The sequence below is a fragment of the Aeromicrobium tamlense genome, assembly GCF_013408555.1.
Classification (GTDB): Bacteria; Actinomycetota; Actinomycetes; order Propionibacteriales; family Nocardioidaceae; genus Aeromicrobium; species Aeromicrobium tamlense.
In genome coordinates this window covers 1,041,034-1,061,004 of sequence record NZ_JACBZN010000001.1, presented here as the reverse complement: position 1 = coordinate 1,061,004, position 19,971 = coordinate 1,041,034, and the positions used below count along the sequence as shown (strand labels likewise).

Here is a 19,971-nt window from a genome sequence, read left to right as displayed (position 1 = left end):
CCGGACTACTGCCGGAAGCGCAGGGTGCCGACCGACTTGTTCTTGCCCCGGGTGACCTTGACGGTCTTGGCCCCGGAGAAGCCGCGCGAGATGCCGCGCCACGAGTCGGCGTTCACGACGATCCGGTAGCGACCCGACGCCAGGCCGGTGACCTTGAACTTGCCGGCGCCGTCGGTCATCGCGGTGCGGTAGACCTTCTTGCCGTCGGTGGACGTCAGGCGGATCATCAGCTCGGTGCGGGGCTTGACCTTCGCCGCCGTCACGCGGCCGCTGACCGAGCCGCCCTTGTAGTTCTTCAGGCCGACCCGCATCGACGAGCCCTTGACGTAGACCAGCTTGTAGGTGCCCGAGGTCCAGGCACGGCAGTGCTGGCGGTACATCCGGTAGTTCTTGGCCTTCCACTTCTCGAAGCCACGGTCGAGGCCGTTGAAGTAGCCGTCGTTGTTCTTGTAGCGGCTCTTGTACCAGGCGTGGCAGCCGGTGCGGCGGCCCATCTCGAACCAGTACCAGCCCTCGCCGAGGCTGACCTTGCGGCCGGTCCCGGCGCGCACGACGTCGGAGGCCAGGATCTTGCGGCCCTTCGCGTACTCACGGACGGTGAGGTAGCGGTCGACCTTGGCCGAGCTGGCCTTGCCCTGGTAGCCGCCGGCGACGACGCTGACCGTGGTGCGGCCGCGGCCGATGTTCTGCACACGGCCGGTCAGGCCGGCGTTCGGCAGGTGCAGCATGCGCGCGGTGGAGCGCGACTCGCCGCGGTTGTTCACGACGGCGTGGCACGTGCCCCAGGCACGGTCGTTCGAGCCGAACCACAGGCTGCCCGCGGGCTTGACCGCGTAGATGCGGTTCGCCGAGGTGGGCAGGAAGCCGACCTCGTAGCGGCCGCTGGAGTTCGTGCGGGTGCGGCCGTAGACGTTGCCGCAGGACATGAAGTCGAGGTCACGCAGCACGCGCGAGGACCTCGACCAGTACGGCGGGCGGCCGACGACCGTGACCTCGGTGCCGGAGACGGCCTTGGAGCCGTTGACGACCTGGCCGCGGATCGAGGAGTAGCGGGCGTTGGCCACGTAGCGGTAGTTGAGGCCGCGGGTCACCTTGATCTTGGTGCCGGCGCCCATGTCGCGCGCACCGCCGACGAAGGCGCCCTTGCCGTTGCCGCGCCACCACCAGGAGCGACGCTCGCCACCGGAGGTGCCGATGACGTGCAGCTTGTACGTGGCCGACGGCGAGTTGTTCGCGCCCATGCGGACGCGGAACGCGAACCGACCGGCGTTGCGCTCGACGTCGGAGGCGGTGGAGACCAGCACGTTGCGGTTGCGCGAGCCGATGCGCCACAGCTCGACCTTGACGCCGGTGGCGGCCGCGCCGCCCGTGCGGGCGACGGTGCCGGCGATCGTGCCGTAGGTGACCTTGGCCTGCTGGGTGATGGGGCGCGGGGACGCGCCGCTCATGCGCACCACGGCCTTGGGCTTGGCGCGCCAGTTCGTGTTGCGGAAGGTGACGTAGCCGGCCGACCTCGCCTTGACCTTGAAGCTGCGCTTCTGCGCGGAGGCGCCCTCGACCCAGATCGTGCCCTTGCAGGCCTTCTTCTTGGTGCAGCGCGCCCAGACCGAGCCGTAACCGGCGTTGGTCATGGCGACGAGGGACGTCTTGGTCGACAGCGTGCCCGCGGCCTCCGCGGGTGCGACGGTGACGAAGAGAGATCCGACGAGCGCCAGGCATGCAGCGGCGAGCGAGGGAAGACGGAACGGCATGGGATCCCCGAGCTGGTTGAGCGATGAGTCCGGGCCACGGTATCAAACCGCGGCCGGATCCCCCGCCTTCGCCGACTCGTCGAGGCGTCGCAGTGCGGCGGTCACGACCTGACGGTCGGTGGTGCGCCACAGCGGCGGCAGGGACGACGCGAGGAACCCGCCGTAGCGTGCGGTGGCGATGCGCGGGTCGAGGATCGCGACCACGCCGCGGTCGGTGGAGCGCCGGATCAGGCGGCCCACGCCCTGCGCCAGCAGCAGTGCGGCGTGCTGGGCGGCGACCTGCATGAAGCCGTTGCCCCCGCGACGCTCGACCAGCCGCTGGCGCGCACTGCTGAGCGGGTCGTCGGGTCGCGGGAACGGGATCCGGTCGATGAGCACGAGGGTGCAGGTGTCGCCCGGGAGGTCGACGCCCTGCCACAGGCTGAGGGTGCCGAACAGGCACGCGCTGGGCTCGTCGGCGAACCGACGCGCGAGCTCGGGCAGCTGGGCGTCGCCCTGGCAGAGGATCTCGAGCTCGGGCAGCGACTCGCGCACGTACTGGGCGGCGCGCTCGGCCGCGCGACGCGACGAGAAGAGCCCGAGGGTGCGGCCGCCGGCCGCCTTGATGAGGGCCGTGATCTCGCCGAGCTGCTCGGCCTCGAGCCCGTCGCGGCCGGGGGCCGGCAGGTGCTTCGCGACGTAGAGGATGCCCTGGCGCTGGTAGTCGAACGGCGAGCCGACGTCGAGCCCGGTCCAGTCCGACCCCTTGAGGTCGAGGCCGAGCGAGGCGGCGACGGGGGCGAAGGAGCCGCCGAGCGTGAGCGTGGCGCTGGTGAGCACGACGGTCTTCTCGCCGAAGAGCTTCTCGCGCAGGGCGCCCGACACGTCGATCGGCGCGATGCGCAGGTGCAGACCGCTGCGGCCCTCGCCCAGCCACAGCACCTCGGTCTCGCGGCCGGCAGCCATCCGCTCGGCGACCTGGCGGACGTCGTCGATCGTGCTGCGGGCCTGCTGGCGACCGGGGTCGGCCTCCTCGCCCTTCTCCTTCGTGAAGTTCGAGAAGCAGGCGCGGGCGCTGTCGCGCACGAGCGCGAGCGCACCGGCCAGGGCCGGGTCGATCGCGTCGATGCGGCCGGGCTGGACGTGGGTGAGGGCGTCGGCCAGAGCGTCGGCGGCGTCGCCGAGGTCGTCGGCCGTGCCGCCGTCGTCGAGGTACGGACGGGCCCGGCGGGCGGCCCGCTCGACGAGGCCGGGATCGAGCTCGTCGGTGGAGGCCTGGGTGACGCGCGCGGCCAGCTCGTGGGCCTCGTCGACCACCACGGCGTCGAACTCGGGCAGCATCGGCACGCCCTCGATCGCGTCGATCGCGAGCATCGCGTGGTTCGTGACGACGACGTGGGCGTTGGCGGCGTCCTCCTTCGCCCGCTCGGCGAAGCACTCGGCCGCGTACTCGCAGCGAGAGGCGCCCAGGCACTCGCGCGACGACACGCTGACCTGGCGCCAGGCCCGCTCGCCGTGGGACGGGGCGCCGTCGCGATCGCCGGTGTGGCCGCCCTCGGCCTGCTCCTCGGCCCACTCGCGCAGCTGGACGACCTCGGCCCCCAGCGACCCCTCGGGCACCTCGACGAGGACGCCCTGGTCGTCGGGTGCACCCTGGCGCACGCGGTGCAGGCACGCGTAGTTCGCGCGACCCTTCAGCACGGCATGGTGCGGCACCGTGGACATGGTGTCGCGGGCCGCCTCCTTGAGCGCGGGGATGTCGCGCTCGACGAGCTGGTGCTGGAGGTTGAGCGTGGCGGTGGCGACGACGACGCGCTTGTCGTGGAGCAGCGCCGGGACCAGGTAGCCGAGCGACTTGCCGGTGCCGGTGCCCGCCTGCACGAGCAGGTGGCGCTCGTCGGCGAGGGCCTGGGCGACGGCCTCGGCCATCGCGACCTGTCCGGGGCGCTCGGCCCCGCCGACCGCCGCGACGGCGGCACCGAGGACGTCGGTCACACCGGGTCGGGAGGGCATGCGAGAACGCTACCCGGCTCTCCCCCGGCAGCGACCACCGATCCACAGCCCGCCCCGTCACGGGGCCGGCTGGGGTGAGCGGTGAGTCCTCGACCCCTCCCGCACGGCTCCGGTGACCCTTCGACCTCATCCCCGGCCATACGGTTGATCACCCACCGGGACAGCCGGCGAAGGGCTGAGGACGCACCGCCCCCGAGGCCGCTCAGGGCTGCTGCGCGAACGGGGCGAGGTCGTTGGCGAGCTCGGGATGCACCCGCGCGACCACGTGGGTGCCCTCGGCGACGTGCTCGAGCGTCTCGATCTCTGCGTGCAGGTGCAGCTGGTTGACCAGGTCGCCGCGCGAGTACGGGACGACCGCGTCGACCAGCACCTCGGGCACCGGCAGGTCGGCCTCGATGGCGCTCAGCAGCTCGTCGATGCCCTCGCCCGTGCGGGCGCTCACGACGACGGCGTGCGGCTCACGCGCCAGCAGCGCCTTCAGCACGAGCGGGTCGGCCTGGTCGGCCTTGTTGATGACGATGATCTCGGGGACCTTGAAGGCCTCGATCTGCGCGAACACCTCGCGGACCGCCGCGATCTGGCTCTCGGGATCGGGGTGCGAGCCGTCGACCACGTGCAGCACGAGGTCGGCGTCGGCCACCTCCTCCAGCGTGGACCGGAACGCCTCGACCAGCTGGTGGGGCAGGTGCCGGACGAAGCCGACCGTGTCGGACAGCGTGTAGACGCGGCCGTCCGAGGTCTCGGCGCGACGCGTGGTGGGGTCGAGGGTGGCGAACAGCGCGTCCTCGACGAGCACGCCCGCACCCGTGAGCCGGTTGAGCAGGCTCGACTTGCCGGCGTTCGTGTAGCCCGCGATCGCCACGGACGGGATCTTGTTGCGGCGGCGCTCGGCCTTCTTCGTCTCGCGCGTGCCGCGCAGCTCCTTGAGCTCACGGCGCAGCTTGGCCATCTTGGCCTGGATGCGACGACGGTCGGTCTCAAGCTTGGTCTCACCGGGGCCGCGGCCGCCGATGCCCTCGCCGCCGGCCGCCCGGCCGCCGGCCTGGCGCGACAGGTTGCCGCCCCAGCCGCGCAGGCGCTGGGTCTGGTACTGCAGCTGGGCCAGCTCGACCTGGGCCTTGCCCTCGGCGCTCTTCGCGTGCTGGGCGAAGATGTCGAGGATCAGCGCGACGCGGTCGACGACCTTGACCTTGACGCGGTCCTCGAGGTTGCGCAGCTGGCTGGGCGCGAGCTCGCCGTCGCAGATCACGGTGTCGGCACCGGTGGCCTGCACGGCGTCGCGCAGCTCGTCGACCTTGCCGCGGCCGATGAAGGTCGCCGGGTCGGGCTTCTGACGACGCTGGATGAGCGCGTCGAGCACGTCGGAGCCTGCCGTCTCGGCGAGCGCCTTCAGCTCGGTGAGCGAGTTCTCGGCGTCCTCCACCGAGCCCTCGGTCCACACGCCGACGAGGACGACCCGCTCCAGCCGCAGCTGGCGGTACTCGACCTCGGTGATGTCCTCGAGCTCGGTGGACAGGCCGGCGACGCGGCGCAGCGAGGACCGGTCCTGCAGGTCCATCTCGCCGGGCTGGAGCTCGACGTCGGGACGGGTCTCCTCGGTCATCCGCGCCACTCCATGGTGCCCGCGGCGACGATGCGCGCCGGGCCCCTCAGGATCGTGCGATCGGGTGAGACGGTGACGTGCAAGGTGCCTCCGGGGACGTCGACGCGGTAGGTGGTGGGGTCGGGGGCGCCGTCGGCCTTCGCGGTGGCGATCGCCACGGCGCAGGCACCGGTGCCGCACGAGCGGGTCTCGCCCGAGCCGCGCTCGTGCACGCGCATCGCGACGTGGTGCGTGCCGCGGCGCTCGACGAACTCGATGTTGACGCCCTCGGGGTAGACGGACTCGGCGTACCCGGGCTGCTCGAGCAGGGGGCCGGCGTCGGCCACGCGGTCGACGAACGCGACGGCGTGGGGGTTGCCGGTGTGGACCTCGAGCGCCTCCCAGGACTGGCCGCCGGCCGAGACCTTCGAGTGGGTGCCCGTGGTGAACGCGCCCATGTCGACGGCGATCTCGTCGCCGACGACGGTGAGGAACTTCAGTCCGTCGCGGGTGTCGATGGGGAACTCGGGACCCTCGACGAGGCCCTCCTCCAGCAGGTGCCGGGCGAAGACGCGGATGCCGTTGCCGCACATCTGGCTCAGCGAGCCGTCAGCGTTGCGGTAGTCCATGAACCACTCGGCGGGCGAGTTGTGACCGAGCGCGGTGCACCGCACGACCCGCATGACGCCGTCGGCGCCGATGCCGCGACGACGGTCGCACAGGGCGGCCACGAAGGCGGGGTCGAGATCACCGTGCAGGGTGCCGTCGTGGTCGGGCAGCAGCACGAAGTCGTTCTCGGTGCCGTGTCCCTTGAACCACGTGAATTCCATGTCCTCAGCCTACGGGGCTCCGGCGAGTGCCACAGCACGCGCGAGCAGGTCGGGATCGTCGAAGGGCAGCCAGTGGATCCGGGGGTCCTTGCGCATCATCCGGTCCTGGCGGCGGGCGAAGCGACGGGTGCCCGACTTCGTCTCCTCCTTCGCCTCCTCCTCGGTGAGGTCGCCCGCGAGCATCGCGAGCACCTGCTGGTAGCCCAGCGCCCGCGACGCGGTGGGCGAGCCGGCGAGTCCGGGCAGTCCTCGCACCTCGTCGACGAGGCCATCGGCCCACATCTGCTCGACCCGGGCGTCGATGCGCGCGTCCAGCACGTCGCGCGGCACGTCGAGGCCGATCATCACGACCTCGGGGTAGATCGACGCGTACGCGGGCATCGTGGCCGCGAAGGGCTCTCCGGTGAGCTCGCCGACCTCCAGGGCGCGCACGATGCGACGCCCGTTCGTGGGCAGGATCGCCTCGGCCGCGGCCGGGTCGCGCCGCGCCAGCTCCTCGTGCAGCACTTCGGGGCCGACCTCGTCGAGGCGCTCGGTCCAGCGGCGACGCACGGCGGGATCGGTGCCGGGGAAGTCCAGCGGGTCCAGGACGGCCCGCACGTACAGCGAGGACCCGCCGACGAGGATCGGGACGGCGTCGCGTGCGCGGATCTGCTCGATCGCGGCCCGCGCCTCGCGCTGGAACGCGGCGACGCTGGCCTCCTGGACGGGGTCGAGCACGTCGAGGAGGTGGTGCGGGACTCCCCCGCGCTCGTCCGGAGTCGCCTTGGCGCTGCCCACGTCCATCCCGCGGTAGAGCTGCACGGAGTCGGTGTTCACGACCTCGCCGTGCACGGCGCGCGCGAGGTCGACCGAGAGCCGGGTCTTGCCCGAGGCCGTCGGGCCCACCACGGCGACGACGGGACGGGGCGCGCTCATGGGGCCAGTCTTTCAGGCCGCCCGCGCCCGACCGCAGTACCGTGACGACCGGGACCCGACCGGCGGGACCGCAACACACGAGAGGGGAACCCCGTGGGCTTCCTGGACAAGTTCAAGGGCAAGGACGCGGAGCAGATGGTGGCCCGGGTCAAGGAGGAGGTCGCGCAACGCGACGAGGAGGTCGACGCCGCGATCGACAAGGTGGCCGACCTCGCCGACCGCGCCACCGATGGCAAGTTCACCGAGAAGATCGACGACGCCGCGGCGAAGCTCAAGGAGGCCGCCGAGCGCCTCGACGACGAGCCGAAGGCCTGACTCAGCGCTGGGAGTGACGTTGGCGGGCCGATTACGGCGTGTCAGCCCCGGAGACGTCACGCTCAGCGCGCTCGCGGTAGTGGCGGCCCGCCCACACGAAGTACGCGAGGGCGAGGCAGAAGACCACGATCGAGGTCCAGATGTTCAGCCGGAACGGGCCGAGGTGATTCACGGTGTCGATGCGCAGGGCCTCGATCCAGCCGCGACCCAGCGTGTAGAGCATCACGTAGAGCGCGAACACCCTGCCGTGGGTCAGCGCGAACCGCTTGCCCAGCCACACCAGCAGCGCGGCCGCCGCGAGGTTCCACAGCGCCTCGTAGAGGAACGTCGGGTGGAAGGTGGCGAACTGCTCGTAGCCGTCGGGCCGGTGACGCTCGGAGATCTCCAGGGCCCACGGCACCGTGGTGGGGCGTCCGAAGAGCTCCTGGTTGAAGTAGTTGCCCAGACGTCCGATCGCCTGCGCGACGAGCAGGCCGGGCGCCAGCGCGTCGGCCATCTTCAGGAAGTCGATGTCGTACCGCTTGCAGGCGATCCACGCGCCGACACCGCCGAACGCGATGGCGCCCCAGATGCCCAGGCCGCCCTCCCAGATCTTCAGCGCGTCGATGGGGTCGCGGCCGTCGCCGAAGTAGAGCTCGGGATCGGTGAGGACGTGGTAGATCCGCCCGCCGATGATGCCGAAGGGCACGGCCCAGATCGCGATGTCGCCGATCGCGCCCGGGCGGCCGCCGGCGGCCACGAAGCGCTTCTCGCCGATCCAGATCGCGGCGACGACGCCCGCGATGATGCACAGGGCGTAGGCGCGCAGCGGCAGCGGCCCGAGGTGCCAGACGGCCTGCTCCGGCGACGGGATGAAGGTGGCGATCGTCATGTCAGTCCCGTTCGACGCCGGCGCGCAGGTCGGCCGCGAGCTCGCGGATGGCGGCGAGGCCGGACGCCTCGTCGGGCTGGTCGAGCAGGCAGCGCACGAGCGCCGAGCCCACGATGACCGCGTCGGAGAACGCGGCGATCTCGTGGGCCTGGGCGCCGTTGCTGACGCCGAGGCCGACGCCGACGGGCTTGTCGGTGACCTTGCGCAGCCGTCCCACGAGCTCGGGAGCGAGGCTGCTGGTCTGCTCGCGCTGACCCGTCACGCCCATGACGGCCGTGGCGTAGATGAAGCCGCTGGCCGCGTCGGCCGTCATCGCGAGCCGCTCGTCGGACGAGGACGGCGAGACGAGGAAGATGCGGTCGAGGCCGTGGGCGCGCGAGGCGCGGTCCCACTCGGTGGCCTCGTCGGGGATCAGGTCGGGCGTGATGAGGCCCGCTCCCCCGGCGGCGGCCAGGTCGGCCGCGAACCGGTCGACGCCGCGGCGCTCGACCGGGTTCCAGTAGGTCATGACGACCGTCACGGCCCCGGCGGCGGAGGCCGCCTCCACGACGCGGAACACGTCGTCGACGCGGGTGCCGTTCACCAGCGCGGCCTCGGCGGCGGCCTGGATCGTGGGACCGTCCATCACGGGGTCGCTGTAGGGCAGGCCGACCTCGACCAGGTCGACGCCGGCCTCGACCATCGCCTCGATCGCGCGGATGGAGCCGTCGACCGTGGGGAACCCGGCCGGCAGGTAGCCCACCAGCGCGGCGCGGTTCTCGGCGCGCGTGCGCTCGAACAGCTCGTCGATCGGGCTCGTGACGCTCATCGGTCGGTCTCCGCCCGGTCGTTCTCGTCCAGCAGGCCGAAGTACGTCGCCGCCGTGTGCACGTCCTTGTCGCCGCGCCCCGAGAGGTTGACCAGGATCGTGGCGTCGGGCCCCAGCTCCTCGGCCAGGGTCACCGCGCCGGCCAGCGCGTGGGCCGACTCGATCGCCGGGATGATGCCCTCGGTCTTGCACAGCAGGTCGAACGCGGCCATGGCCTGCGCGTCGGTGGCCGGGCGGTACTCGGCACGACCGGTGTCGGCGAGGTAGGCGTGCTCGGGGCCGACGCCCGGGTAGTCCAGGCCGGCGCTGATCGAGTGCGACTCGATGGTCTGGCCGTCCTCGTCCTGCAGCAGGAAGGAGCGCGCGCCGTGCAGCACGCCGACCTCGCCCGCCGTGATCGTGGCGGCATGGCGGCCGGTCTCGAAGCCGTCGCCCCCGGCCTCGACGCCCACGAGGCGCACGCCCTCGTCGGGCACGAAGGCGGTGAACAGGCCGATCGCGTTGGAGCCGCCGCCGACGCACGCCACCGCGGCGTCGGGCAGCCGGCCGTCGAGCTCGAGCACCTGGGCCCGGGCCTCGTCGCCGATGCCGCGGGTGAGCTCGCGCACCATCGTGGGGAACGGGTGCGGGCCGGCCGCGGTGCCGAACAGGTAGTGCGTGGTGTCGACCGTGGTGACCCAGTCGCGCAGCGCCTCGTTGATCGCGTCCTTGAGCGTGGCGCTTCCGGTGGTGACCGGGATGACCTCGGCGCCCAGCATCTGCATGCGCGCGACGTTGAGCGCCTGGCGCTCGGTGTCGACCTGGCCCATGTAGACGGTGCACTCGAGATCGAGGTAGGCGCACGCGGTGGCCGAGGCGACGCCGTGCTGGCCCGCGCCCGTCTCGGCGATGCAGCGCGGCTTGCCGATGCGCTTGGCCAGCAGCGCCTGGCCGATGACGTTGCGGATCTTGTGCGCGCCGGTGTGGTTGAGGTCCTCGCGCTTGAGCAGGATCCGCGCGCCGACGGCGCGGCTGAAGCGGTGCGCCTCGTACAGCGGGCTCGGCACGTTGGCGTACTCGCGCAGCATCCGGTCGAGCTCGTTCCGGAACGCGGGATCGGCCTGCGCGGCCTCCCACTCGCGGGTGATCTCGTCGAGCGGGGCGATGAGGGCCTCGGGCATGAAGCGGCCGCCGAAGCGGCCGAAGTGCCCGGGCCCGTCGGGAAGCGCCGATCGCGACGGCGATCGGCCGGAGATGTCAGTCATGGTCGTCCTGGGTGAGGGGTCGGCAGGAAGCTGGAGGAGTCAGCTGGGCTGCCATCGATGCTGCAGGGCCGGGTGAAGCCCGGCGGCGACCAGGTCGGCGACGGTGGCGCGCGGGTCGTCGCCCTTGACGAGCGTCTCGCCCACGAGCACGACGTTGGCGCCGAAGCGCGCGTACTCGATGACGTCGTGGGGTCCACGGACGCCGGACTCGGCGACCTTGACGATCGAGTCGGGGATCTGCGGCGCGAGGCGCTCGAACGTCTGGCGGTCGACCTCGAGCGTCTTGAGGTTGCGGGCGTTCACACCGATGAGGTCGGCGTCGGCCGCGACGGCGCGGCGCACCTCCTCCTCGTCGTGGACCTCCACGAGCGGCGTCAGGCCGATCGAGCGCGCGCGATCGATGAGCGACTCGAGCGCGTTCTGGTCGAGCGCGGCGACGATGAGCAGCGCCATGTCGGCCCCCGCGGCCCGGGCCTCCCACAGCTCGTACGAGGTGGTGATGAAGTCCTTGCGCAGCACCGGCACGTGGACGTCGGCGCGGACGGCGCGCAGGTCGTCGAGCGAGCCGCCGAAGCGGCGCTGCTCGGTCAGGACGCTGATGGCCGAGGCGCCACCGGCGGCGTAGTCGCCGGCCAGGGCGGCGGGGTCCTTGATGTCGGCGAGCGCGCCCTTGCTGGGGCTGGACCGCTTCACCTCGGCGATCACCGAGACGCCGTCGGACCGGAAGGCGGGCATCGGGTCGAGCGCGGGCGGCTGCTTGTCGGCCTGGCGCTTGAGATCGTCCAGGCTCACCCGGGCCTGGCGCTCGGCCCGGTCCTCGGCCACCCCCGCGAGGATGTCGTCGAGCACGGTCATCGCACTCTCCCTTCCCCTGTCGGGACTCGGCTCCGAACTGACCTCCAGCGTAGCCCCGGGACGCCCGGAAGTGGCACGCGCCCTCCGTTTCGGGACGACAACACGGGGCGGAGGCGGTATACGGCCTCCTCGATACTCCCTATGCTCAGCGCATGTCGACGAACGAACCGCCCCTCGGCCCCGACCCCGAGCGCCCGGACGGTCCCGTGCCCCCGCCGCCCCCGCAGCCGCCGTCCGACGGGCCGGCCTACCCGCCCCCGCCCGGCGACGCGCCCGGCTACGGCGGCAGCGCCTACCCGCCGCCGCCCGGCGGTGGTGGCTACGGCGGCTACCCGCCGCCGCCCGGTGGCGGCTCCGGGTTCGTCGAGCCGTTCAGCGCCCCGGACGCGATCGGCTACGGCTGGCGCAAGCTCACCGCGAACCTCGGGCCCTGGCTGGTCCTGGGCCTGATCGCCCTGGCCCTCATGGCCATCTTCTTCATCGCGATCTTCTTCTCCTCCGTGGGCGTCGCGCTGGCGGGTGACGAATCCTCCTTCGGCGGTCTCCTCGTCTTCTTCCTCATGGGATTCGCGCTGACGGTGGCCCTGTCCATCCTCAATGCGGTCGCCGTCCGCGGTGCGCTCGACGCCACCGAGGGAAGGGCATTCGACCTCGGCAACGCGCTGGGCCGGATCGATCTCGCGCCGGTCATCGTCCTGTCGGTGATCCTGGCGCTGATCGGCAACCTCGGCAGCCTCCTTCCGGGGTTCCTCGGCGCGATCCTGTCGCTGGTCGGCTTCGTGCTGACCTTCCTGACCTACTTCGCGATGACGTTCCTGGTGGATCGTGGGCTCTCCCCCGTCGACTCGCTCAAGGCGAGCATCGATCTCGTCCGGGCCAACCTCGGGAATTCGATCCTCTTGGCGCTCCTGTCCTTCGTGGTCATCCTCATCGGCGCCTGCCCGTGCGGCCTGCTGCTGTTCCTCGCCTATCCCGTCGTGGCGATCGCCTCGGCCTACGCCTACAAGAAGTTCCAGGACCAGCCCGTCGCCGCCTGATCGACCCCCACGGCGCGGCCCGGCGAGCAGCCGGGTCGCGCCGTCCTATGCTCGACCGGTGTCGAGCCATCCCCCGCCGCCGGGCGGCCAGCCCCCGTACGGCTACGTCTACGGACAGCCGGTCCCCGGCGACAGCGGCAACCAGGGCGTGTGGGCGCTGGTCATCGCCATCGTGAGCATCCCGGCCGGCTGCTGCTGCGGGATCCTCGGCGTCGCCGGCGGCATCGTGGCCGTCGTGCTGGCTCGCGCCGAGCGCAGCCGGCTGCAGCAGTGGGGCGGGCCCTACGCCGACACGTCGATGGTCACGGCCGCCTTCTGGGTGGGTGTCGCCGCCATCGTGCTGGGCGTGCTGGGCACCCTCGTCTCGATGGGCAGCGCTTTCATCGACCTGGCCACACTCAGCTGACCCGGCGGGGCAGCAGCAGCGCCCCCACCGCCGCCGCCACCGCGAGCGCGCCGGCCAGGATCCACGCGGACGTGTAGTCGCCCGACGCCGCGCGCATCGCGCCGCTGGCCGCCGCGGCGACGCCCGCGCCGATCATGTGGGCGGCGAACACCCAGCCGAAGACGATGCCGCCGCGCTCGGCGCCAAAGGCCGAGCGGCACAGCACCACGGTCGGCGGCACGGTGGCGACCCAGTCGAGTCCGAAGAGCGCGATCACGACGAGCAGCGGCGGCTCCACCGACGGTCCCAGCAGCGCCGGCACGGCGAGCAGCGCCAGGCCCCGGAGCCCGTAGTAGGCCGCCAGCAGGACGCGCGGGTCGTAGCGGTCGGTGAGCCAGCCGGAGCCGATCGTGCCGACGATGTCGAAGACGCCCACGACCGCGAGCAGGCCTGCCGCCGTGGTCGCGGCCATCCCGTGGTCGTGCGCGGCCGGCACGAAGTGGCTGCTGATGATGCCGTTGGTGGTCCAGCCGCAGACGAAGAACGTGCCGGCCAGCAAGAGGAACGCGCGGGTGGCGACGACCTCGCGCAGCACGGTGACGGCATGGACGACGGCGGCCGTCGCGGTGGGCGGCGCGACCACGACCACCTCGTCGTCGACGCCGCCGTAGGGCTCCAGCCCGACGTCGGACGGACGGTCGCGCAGCACGAGGGCGACCACCGGCAGCAGCACGGCGCAGCAGCCAGCGATGACGTAGGCGGCGGCGCGCCAGCCGAAGGCGTCGACCGTCGCGGCGAGCAGCGGCAGGAAGATCAGCTGACCGGTGGCCCACGCGGCGCCCAGGATGCCCAGCACGAGCCCACGGCGCGCGACGAACCAGCGGTTGACGACGATGGCGCCGAAGACGAGGGCAACCGAGCCGGTGGCGACGCCGATCACGCCGCCCCACAGGACGGACAGCTGCCACGGAGCAGTCATGACGGTGGACGCCAGGCAGCCGAGGCAGATGAGCAGGAGCGCCACGACGGCGGTGCGGCGGACGCCGATGCGCTCGAGCAGCGCCGCCGCGAACGGGGCGGCGACGCCGTAGACGATGAGGTTGATCGAGACCGCGATCGAGGTGTCGGTGCGGCTCCAGCCCAGGTCCTCCTCGATCGGGACCAGCAGGACGCCCAGGCTCGACCGGAACGCGGCCGAGGCGAGCAGGACGAGGAACGTGACCCCGGCGACCAGCCACGCGCGGTGCACCCGCGGCACGCGACGGCGCCCCGACCCGGCGACCTCGGCCCCCGCGGCGGCGGGCGTCCCCCTGTCGGTCACGGCACTCCTTCGGACTCGCGGATCGTCACGCCCCTCCGGGACGCGAGATCTGTAGCAGTATCCCCCGGAATTCGGTGGATCCGAGGGACTTTCGGTGGTCAGCGCTACACATCTGGCTCACGTCAGGGAGCGAGCCAGGCGCCCCACGGGGTGAGGCGGGCGAGACCGAAGACGGCAGCGGCGACTCCCAGCACGGTGACGGTGCGGGCCGACCAGGTGAGATAGCGCGCCGGGATCCCCCGCGCGCGGCGCACGAGCCACACCGCCCACGCCACCACGGCGATCGCCACCAGGCTGACGGCGAACAGGTTGCTCGACACGGCGGCGACGAGGTCGCCGCGGGTCAGCAGGTTGACCGCGCGCAGGCCCCCGCAGCCGGGACACGGCTCCCCGGTGAGCACCAGGAACGGACAGAACCCGTAGGAGCCCTGGACGTGGGGGTCGCGCACGTGCAGCAGCGCGAGCGCGGCGGCGCCGGCGGCACCCGCGATCAGCGGGCCGCGCAGCAGGTGACCGCGCGAGGCGGTCGTCGGGATGACCGGGCTGGTCAGTGCTCCTTCACCCGGCTGGTGCCGTAGCCGGCGAGCGACATCACCTTGCCGAGCGGCAGGGCGCCCACCGCGAGCACGACGCCGATCGTGAAGATGACCCAGTTCGGCTCGGGGATCAGGCCGATCCCGCCGACGAGGAAGCCGGCGAGGCTGACGAGGACGGCGGTCCAGGCGGCCGGCGACGATCCGTGCGACATGGGGTGTGCTCCTAGAGGTGCTCGGGGTGGTTCGGACGACAGCCTACTCGGTCGTCAGGCGGTGGGATCGACGCCGTCGTCCATCGCCTTCCAGAGGTCGCTCGCGTCGGGCTCGCGCGCGGCCGGGGCGTCGTACTTGCGGCCCATCGTGGCCCACCGCGGACCCAGCCACGCGACCGCGGCGCCGACCGCGACCACGAGCGCGAACCCGGCGACCGCGAGGGGCTGCGCGGCGGTGGTGCTCCACTGCACGTCGATGCCCGAGGCGGCCGCCTCGTCGATCGCGCGGCGCTGGGCGGTGGCGATCGCGTCGCCGGCCCGGGCCGTCAACACGACGCCGACGACACCGGCCAGCGCGACGAGCGTGCCGATCGCGCGGCGCAGCCGCGGGCCGGACGCGAGCACGCCGAGGCCGGCCGCCATCACGAGCACGGCGAGGCCGACGGCGCCGGGCACCGCGTCGGCGCCCGAGACGCTCAGCTCGACCTCGGGCAGTCCCGCGGCCTGCGCGGTGGCCGTGGCCCACGCCGCGCGGACGGCGAGCAGCGTGCCGCCGCCCAGCGCCAGCAGCAGCAGGACGGACGGGCCGAGAAGGTTGCGCCTCACGTCAGCAGGTCCTCGTCGAAGCACGTCGTGGCGCCGGTGTGGCACGCCGGACCGACCTGGTCGACGACGACGAGCAGCGTGTCGCCGTCGCAGTCGAGGCGGACCTCGCGCACGTGCTGGGTGTGGCCCGACGTCTCGCCCTTGACCCAGTACTCGCCGCGGCTGCGGCTCCAGAACGTGGAGCGGCCGGTGGTCAGCGTGCGGTGCAGCGCCTCGTCGTCCATCCAGCCGACCATGAGGACGGCGCGAGACGTCGCGTCCTGCACCACCGCGGGGACCAGGCCCGAGTCGTCGCGCTTCAGCCGGCCGGCGATCGCCGCATCGAGAGAGCTCACGTCCCTCATTCTCTCAGGCCGCGCCCGGCGGCCGGCATCAGGCGAGGGTGGCCTGCGCGACCCACGAGGCGTGCAGGCGGGCGTAGACGCCGCCGGCGGAGACGAGGTCGCGGTGGTGGCCGTCCTCGACGAGCCGCCCCTGGTCGAAGACGAGGACCCGGTCGGCGTTCTCGGCGGTGGAGAGCCGGTGCGCGATCGTGACGCTGGTGCGGCCCTCGAGCAGGCGGTCGAGGGCGCGGGTGGCGCGCAGCTCGGTCTGCGGGTCGACCGCGCTCGTCGCCTCGTCGAGGACGAGCAGCGCCGGATCGGCCAGCGCAGACCGCACGAGCGCGACGAGCTGGCGCTCTCCCGCCGAGAGCGACTCGCCACGCTGGCCGACGCGGGTCTCCAGGCCGCGCGGCAGCGCCGCGAACCAGTCGGCCAGGCCCAGCCGCTCGACGGCGGAGACGAGGTCGGCGTCGGTGGCGTCGCGGGCCCCGTAGCGCAGGTTCTCGCCGAGCGTGGCGTCGAACAGGAAGCCCTCCTGCGGCACCATCAGCACGTGACGACGCAGGTCCTCGAAGGCCACGCGCGAGATGTCGACCCCGCCCAGCACGACCCGTCCCTCGACGGGATCCATCAGTCGGGTGAGCAGCTTCGCGAACGTGGTCTTGCCCGAGCCGGTCTCGCCGACGACCGCGACGCGCTGGCGCGCCTCGATGGTCACATCGACGCCCGCCAGGACCGTGGGTCCCTCGGGGTAGGCGAACGAGACCTTCTCGAAGCGGGCCTCGAGGTCGCCGGCGGGCAGCGGCTCGGCCTCGGCGCCGGGATCGACGACGTCGGCCGGGGTGTCGAGCAGGTCGAGCACGCGGCGCCACGACGAGATCGCGTTCTGCGCCTCGGAGATCACCTGCGTGGCCATCTGCGCCGGGCCGGTGAACAGGCCGACGAGGAACACGAACGCGACGATCGTGCCGACGGACAGGTCGCCCAGGACGCCCAGCCACACGCCGATCGCCAGCACCGCGGCGTTCGCGATGCCGCCGACCAGGATCGCGGCCGAGAACGCGCCCGCGGTGATCGTCTGGGCGCGGATGTTGTTGCGGTAGTTGGCGCGGACGGCGACGTCGACGCGCTGCTGCGTGCGGTCCTCGATGCCGTACGAGCGCACGACGGAGGCGCCGACGACCGGCTCGGCGATGACGGCGAGCATCTCGCCCACGCTGGCCCGCACGTGGTCGTAGGCGCGCGACATCGCGCCGGCCAGCCACCGCAGGCTCAGCGCGAGCGGCACGAAGCTGATGAGGACGACGAGCGTGAGCTGCCAGGACAGGAACGCCATGACGATCGTGGCGACGATCATCTGCCCGACGCTGATGATCATCATGATCCCGGTGAACTGCAGGAACTGGCTGATCTGGTCGACGTCGGACGTGACCCGCGAGACGAGCGAGCCGCGGCGCTGCGTGTTCTGGGTGAGCATCGACAGGTCGTGCACGTGGCGGAAGGCCGCGACGCGCAGGTTGGCCAGGCCCCGCTCGCTCGCGGTGAAGATCCGCACCTTGGACCAGTAGCCGGCGATCGCGATGCCCACCATGAGGACCGCGGCGATCGCGACGTAGCGGGTGACGAGGCCGGTGTCGACGTCTCCGGCCGCGAAGCCGTCGTCGAGCGCGGCGCGCACCACGATCGGCACGAGCGAGCCGCCGGCGGTGCTGATCAGCGCCAGCAGCAGGGTCACCCAGATGCCCTCGGTGATCTCGGGGTTGCGGCGCATGCCGCGCGCCAGGACGGAGATGCCGCCCTCGCGCTGCTTCGGGTCACTCATGGTCGACCTCCTCCCGGGCCTGGTCGTACGCGTCGACGAGGTTGCGGTAGGCCGCGGACCGCGCGCGCAGCTCGGCGTCGGTGCCACGGTCGGCCACGCGACCGTCGGCGAGGAAGACGACCTCGTCGGCGAGCGCGATCGTGGCCTTGCGGTAGGCCACGACCACCGTGGTGGGCGAGCCGGCCCGGTCGGCCAGGGCGCGCAGGATGCGCTGCTCGACCTCGGGGTCGAGCGCGCTGGTGGCGTCGTCCATCACGAGCACGCGCGGGTCGCGCACGAGCGCGCGGGCCAGTGCCAGGCGCTGGCGCTGGCCGCCCGAGAGCGACGTGCCGCGCTCCCCCAGCTCGGTGTCGAGCCCGTCGGGCAGGGCGCTGACGAAGCGGTCGGCCTGCACGATCCGCAGCACCTCCCAGACCCGCTCGTCGGGGACGTCGAGGTCGAGCGCGACGTTGGCGCGCACGGTGTCGTCGAACAGGAACGTGGACTGGGGCACGAGGGCCACGGCGCGCGTGAGTGCCTGCTGCGACAGGTCGCGGGCATCGGTGCCGCCCACGCGCACGGCGCCCCGATCGGGGTCGACGAGGCGGGTGACGAGCGAGGTCAGGGTGCTCTTGCCGCTGCCGGTGGCGCCGACGACCGCGGTGACCTTCCCCGCCGGGACCTCGAACGCGATGTCGCGCAGGACCGCCGTGTCGGGCTCGTCGGGGTGGCTGTAGTCGAGGCCGTCGACGGTGAGGTCGACCGGACCGGCGCCCGGGACGTCCTGGGTGCCGTAGTCCATCGCGTCGTCCTCGTCGATGACGCGCGAGACGCGGTCCCAGCCGACGACGGCGCGGGGCAGCTCGCCGAGCACCCAGCCGAACGAGCGGATCTGCATGCCGATCACGGTGAACAGGTACGCGACCTGCACGACGTCGCCCGCGTCGGCGGCGTCGGAGCCGACCCGCCAGGCGCCGATCGCCAGGACCGCGAGCACGGCGAGGTTGGGCAGCGCCTCGATCACGGGGTCGAAGATCGCGCGCACGCGGCCGATGCCGATCGCGGCGTCGCGCAGCCGCTCGCTGGCGGCGCGGAAGCGGGCGGTCTCGTCGGCCTCGCGACCGAGCGACTTCACCACGAGGGCGCCGTCGAAGGACTCGTGGGCGACGGTGGAGACGTCGCCGCGCAGGCTCTGGGCCAGCGCGATCCGCGGCCCCTGCCAGCGCTGGTAGACCGCGTTCGCGGCGAACAGCAGCGGGATCACGACGAGGCCGACGATCGTGAGGACCGGGTCGGCCAGCACCATCGTGACGATGGCCGCGACGAGCATCGCGATCGTGCCGAGGGCCATCGGCAGCGGCATGAACACCGACCACGTGGCCTCGACGTCGGCGTTGGCGTTGCTGAGCAGCTGGCCGGCCGGGTGGCGGTGGTGCCAGCGCAGCGGCAGCTGGAGGTAGCGGCGGGTGACGCGCAGGCGGTCGTCGCGCACGAGCCGGTAGAAGACGACGCCGCCGAGCAGGCGACGGCCGACGACGCCCACGGTGCGCAGCAGCGCCGCGAGGATGAACAGCCCGACGCCGGTCCACAGCGTGGACCAGTCGATCGCGCCGGCCTCGACCGATGGTGTGATGACGTGGTCGGTGGCCCAGCCCAGCACCCACGCGTCGGCGACGGTCATGACGCCGAACAGCAGCGAGGCCAGCGCGGCCCACGTGAACATGACCTTCTGGCGCGCGATGCCGCGCCCCATGACGCGGAAGCCGCGCCGGGTCAGCCGGTCGGTGCCGCCGCCGCTGAGGGTGTCGAGAGCCGGGGCGCTCACCGGACCACGTGTCCGGCGGCTCGCAGCGTCTCCTTCACTGCGGGGATCGTCAGCGTGCCGAAGTGGAAGACACTGGCGGCGAGCACGGCGTCGGCGCCCGCGTCGACCGCGGGCGCGAAGTGCTCGAGGCGACCGGCGCCGCCGCTGGCGATGAGGGGGACGTCCGTGACGCCGCGGGCGGCACGGATCATCTCGAGGTCGAACCCGGCCTGCGTGCCGTCGGCGTCCATCGAGTTGAGCAGGATCTCGCCCGCGCCGAGCTCGGAGCCGCGGCGCACCCACTCGATCGCGTCGATGCCGGCGGAGCGCCGGCCGCCGTGGGTGGTCACCTCGAACCCGCTGGGCTGATCATCTGCACGTCGAGCGTCAACGCTCAGCACGAGCACCTGATTCCCGAAGCGGTGCGCGATCTCGCCGATCACGTCGGGTCGGGCGATCGCGGCGGTGTTGATGCCGACCTTGTCGGCGCCCGCGCGCAGCAGCCGGTCGACGTCGTCGACGGTGCGCACTCCCCCGCCGACGGTGAGCGGGATGAAGACCTGCTCGGCGGTCTGGCCGACGATGTCGTAGGTGGTGGAGCGGTCGCCGCTGGAGGCGGTGATGTCGAGGAACGTCAGCTCGTCGGCGCCCTCGGCGTCGTACACGCGCGCCATCTCGACCGGGTCGCCCGCGTCGCGCAGGTCGACGAAGTTGACGCCCTTGACGACGCGACCGCCGTCCACGTCCAAACAGGGGATCACACGGACGGCTAGGCTCACG

20 protein-coding genes are annotated in these 19,971 nt (G+C 72.7%); 3 read left to right on the top strand and 17 right to left on the bottom strand.

The genetic code is table 11. From position 1 onward, the window contains the following. Positions 1 to 5: 5 nt before the first annotated feature. The 5 genes from BJ975_RS05310 to miaA all read right to left on the bottom strand — a co-directional run bounded on the left by BJ975_RS05310 (position 6) and on the right by miaA (position 7,073). Positions 6 to 1,751 carry a carboxypeptidase-like regulatory domain-containing protein gene (locus BJ975_RS05310; protein WP_179424149.1) on the bottom strand — a complete coding sequence of 582 codons (1,746 nt, stop codon included), beginning with the start codon at positions 1,749 to 1,751 and terminating at the stop codon, positions 6 to 8. Positions 1,752 to 1,793: 42 nt separating this feature from the next. Then, positions 1,794 to 3,743, bottom strand: a complete 1,950-nt coding sequence (locus tag BJ975_RS05305) for an ATP-dependent DNA helicase (protein WP_179424148.1) — start codon at positions 3,741 to 3,743, stop codon at positions 1,794 to 1,796. A gap of 202 nt (positions 3,744 to 3,945) precedes the next feature. After that, entirely contained in the window at positions 3,946 to 5,346 is a 1,401-nt protein-coding gene (hflX, locus tag BJ975_RS05300) for a GTPase HflX (protein WP_179424147.1), read from the bottom strand. Continuing rightward, positions 5,343 to 6,155 (bottom strand): diaminopimelate epimerase, encoded by an 813-nt coding sequence (dapF, locus tag BJ975_RS05295; RefSeq protein ID WP_179424146.1) that lies wholly within the window; start codon positions 6,153 to 6,155, stop codon positions 5,343 to 5,345. The genes hflX and dapF overlap by 4 nt, the downstream gene beginning before the upstream one ends. Before the next feature lie 9 nt (positions 6,156 to 6,164). After that, entirely contained in the window at positions 6,165 to 7,073 is a 909-nt protein-coding gene (miaA, locus tag BJ975_RS05290) for a tRNA (adenosine(37)-N6)-dimethylallyltransferase MiaA (RefSeq protein ID WP_179424145.1), read from the bottom strand. A 93-nt stretch (positions 7,074 to 7,166) separates the two neighbouring features. On the opposite strand from miaA, the gene BJ975_RS05285 reads away from it, so the two are divergent. Further along, positions 7,167 to 7,388, top strand: a complete 222-nt coding sequence (locus BJ975_RS05285; protein ID WP_179424144.1) for an Rv0909 family putative TA system antitoxin — start codon at positions 7,167 to 7,169, stop codon at positions 7,386 to 7,388. A gap of 31 nt (positions 7,389 to 7,419) precedes the next feature. On the opposite strand, the gene lgt is transcribed toward BJ975_RS05285, so the two are convergent. From lgt to trpC, 4 genes are read right to left on the bottom strand one after another with little or no spacing between them, the layout of a single operon-like run. Beyond that, positions 7,420 to 8,259, bottom strand: a complete 840-nt coding sequence (gene lgt / locus BJ975_RS05280) for a prolipoprotein diacylglyceryl transferase (protein ID WP_179424143.1) — start codon at positions 8,257 to 8,259, stop codon at positions 7,420 to 7,422. A 1-nt stretch (position 8,260) separates the two neighbouring features. Beyond that, positions 8,261 to 9,067: a tryptophan synthase subunit alpha gene (gene trpA / locus BJ975_RS05275; protein ID WP_179424142.1), complete on the bottom strand. Its 807-nt coding sequence runs from the start codon at positions 9,065 to 9,067 to the stop codon at positions 8,261 to 8,263. Further along, on the bottom strand, positions 9,064 to 10,311 hold the full coding sequence (trpB, locus tag BJ975_RS05270; RefSeq protein WP_179424141.1) for a tryptophan synthase subunit beta: 1,248 nt from the start codon (positions 10,309 to 10,311) through the stop codon (positions 9,064 to 9,066). Before trpB ends, trpA begins: the two co-directional genes overlap by 4 nt. Positions 10,312 to 10,350: 39 nt before the next feature. Further along, positions 10,351 to 11,166 carry an indole-3-glycerol phosphate synthase TrpC gene (trpC, locus tag BJ975_RS05265; RefSeq protein WP_179424140.1) on the bottom strand — a complete coding sequence of 272 codons (816 nt, stop codon included), beginning with the start codon at positions 11,164 to 11,166 and terminating at the stop codon, positions 10,351 to 10,353. A gap of 152 nt (positions 11,167 to 11,318) precedes the next feature. Between trpC and BJ975_RS05260 the strand changes: the two genes are divergently transcribed. Then, positions 11,319 to 12,203, top strand: coding sequence for a DUF2189 domain-containing protein (locus tag BJ975_RS05260; RefSeq protein WP_179424139.1), 885 nt, complete (start codon positions 11,319 to 11,321; stop codon positions 12,201 to 12,203). 58 nt (positions 12,204 to 12,261) lie between these two features. Beyond that, on the top strand, positions 12,262 to 12,609 hold the full coding sequence (locus tag BJ975_RS05255; RefSeq protein ID WP_179424138.1) for a hypothetical protein: 348 nt from the start codon (positions 12,262 to 12,264) through the stop codon (positions 12,607 to 12,609). Here the strand turns inward: BJ975_RS05255 and BJ975_RS05250 are convergent. From BJ975_RS05250 to hisF, 8 genes are all read right to left on the bottom strand, one after another. After that, the gene (locus tag BJ975_RS05250) at positions 12,602 to 13,909 is read right to left on the bottom strand and encodes an MFS transporter (protein WP_317628320.1); all 1,308 of its coding nucleotides are present in this window, start codon (positions 13,907 to 13,909) and stop codon (positions 12,602 to 12,604) included. The two genes, BJ975_RS05255 and BJ975_RS05250, sit on opposite strands and share 8 nt — an antisense overlap. Before the next feature lie 122 nt (positions 13,910 to 14,031). Then, entirely contained in the window at positions 14,032 to 14,358 is a 327-nt protein-coding gene (locus tag BJ975_RS05245) for a DUF2752 domain-containing protein (RefSeq protein ID WP_218845740.1), read from the bottom strand. 98 nt (positions 14,359 to 14,456) lie between these two features. Then, positions 14,457 to 14,657, bottom strand: coding sequence for an HGxxPAAW family protein (locus BJ975_RS05240; RefSeq protein WP_179424137.1), 201 nt, complete (start codon positions 14,655 to 14,657; stop codon positions 14,457 to 14,459). Positions 14,658 to 14,711: 54 nt separating this feature from the next. Then, the gene (locus tag BJ975_RS05235; RefSeq protein ID WP_179424136.1) at positions 14,712 to 15,263 is read right to left on the bottom strand and encodes a Trp biosynthesis-associated membrane protein; all 552 of its coding nucleotides are present in this window, start codon (positions 15,261 to 15,263) and stop codon (positions 14,712 to 14,714) included. Further along, entirely contained in the window at positions 15,260 to 15,607 is a 348-nt protein-coding gene (gene hisI / locus BJ975_RS05230) for a phosphoribosyl-AMP cyclohydrolase (RefSeq protein WP_179424135.1), read from the bottom strand. The genes BJ975_RS05235 and hisI overlap by 4 nt, the downstream gene beginning before the upstream one ends. A 28-nt stretch (positions 15,608 to 15,635) precedes the next feature. Continuing rightward, a complete protein-coding gene (locus BJ975_RS05225; protein WP_179424134.1) occupies positions 15,636 to 17,408 on the bottom strand; it encodes an ABC transporter ATP-binding protein in 1,773 nt (590 codons plus the stop codon). Further along, a complete protein-coding gene (locus BJ975_RS05220; RefSeq protein ID WP_317628321.1) occupies positions 17,401 to 19,212 on the bottom strand; it encodes an ABC transporter ATP-binding protein in 1,812 nt (603 codons plus the stop codon). The genes BJ975_RS05225 and BJ975_RS05220 overlap by 8 nt, the downstream gene beginning before the upstream one ends. Further along, a complete protein-coding gene (gene hisF, locus BJ975_RS05215; protein WP_269302582.1) occupies positions 19,209 to 19,970 on the bottom strand; it encodes an imidazole glycerol phosphate synthase subunit HisF in 762 nt (253 codons plus the stop codon). Before hisF ends, BJ975_RS05220 begins: the two co-directional genes overlap by 4 nt. Between the last annotated feature and the right edge of the window lies 1 nt (position 19,971).

What these genes read in the sequence shown, in the direction of transcription:
- trpB (WP_179424141.1), bottom strand. Translation starts at nt 10,311, where the DNA reads ATGACTGACATCTCCGGCCGATCGCCGTCGCGATCGGCGCTTCCCGAC.
- BJ975_RS05260 (WP_179424139.1), top strand. Translation starts at nt 11,319, where the DNA reads ATGTCGACGAACGAACCGCCCCTCGGCCCCGACCCCGAGCGCCCGGAC.
- hflX (WP_179424147.1), bottom strand. Translation starts at nt 5,346, where the DNA reads ATGACCGAGGAGACCCGTCCCGACGTCGAGCTCCAGCCCGGCGAGATG.
- BJ975_RS05240 (WP_179424137.1), bottom strand. Translation starts at nt 14,657, where the DNA reads ATGTCGCACGGATCGTCGCCGGCCGCCTGGACCGCCGTCCTCGTCAGC.
- trpC (WP_179424140.1), bottom strand. Translation starts at nt 11,166, where the DNA reads ATGACCGTGCTCGACGACATCCTCGCGGGGGTGGCCGAGGACCGGGCC.
- hisI (WP_179424135.1), bottom strand. Translation starts at nt 15,607, where the DNA reads ATGAGGGACGTGAGCTCTCTCGATGCGGCGATCGCCGGCCGGCTGAAG.
- BJ975_RS05305 (WP_179424148.1), bottom strand. Translation starts at nt 3,743, where the DNA reads ATGCCCTCCCGACCCGGTGTGACCGACGTCCTCGGTGCCGCCGTCGCG.
- trpA (WP_179424142.1), bottom strand. Translation starts at nt 9,067, where the DNA reads ATGAGCGTCACGAGCCCGATCGACGAGCTGTTCGAGCGCACGCGCGCC.
- BJ975_RS05225 (WP_179424134.1), bottom strand. Translation starts at nt 17,408, where the DNA reads ATGAGTGACCCGAAGCAGCGCGAGGGCGGCATCTCCGTCCTGGCGCGC.
- lgt (WP_179424143.1), bottom strand. Translation starts at nt 8,259, where the DNA reads ATGACGATCGCCACCTTCATCCCGTCGCCGGAGCAGGCCGTCTGGCAC.
- BJ975_RS05310 (WP_179424149.1), bottom strand. Translation starts at nt 1,751, where the DNA reads ATGCCGTTCCGTCTTCCCTCGCTCGCCGCTGCATGCCTGGCGCTCGTC.
- miaA (WP_179424145.1), bottom strand. Translation starts at nt 7,073, where the DNA reads ATGAGCGCGCCCCGTCCCGTCGTCGCCGTGGTGGGCCCGACGGCCTCG.
- dapF (WP_179424146.1), bottom strand. Translation starts at nt 6,155, where the DNA reads ATGGAATTCACGTGGTTCAAGGGACACGGCACCGAGAACGACTTCGTG.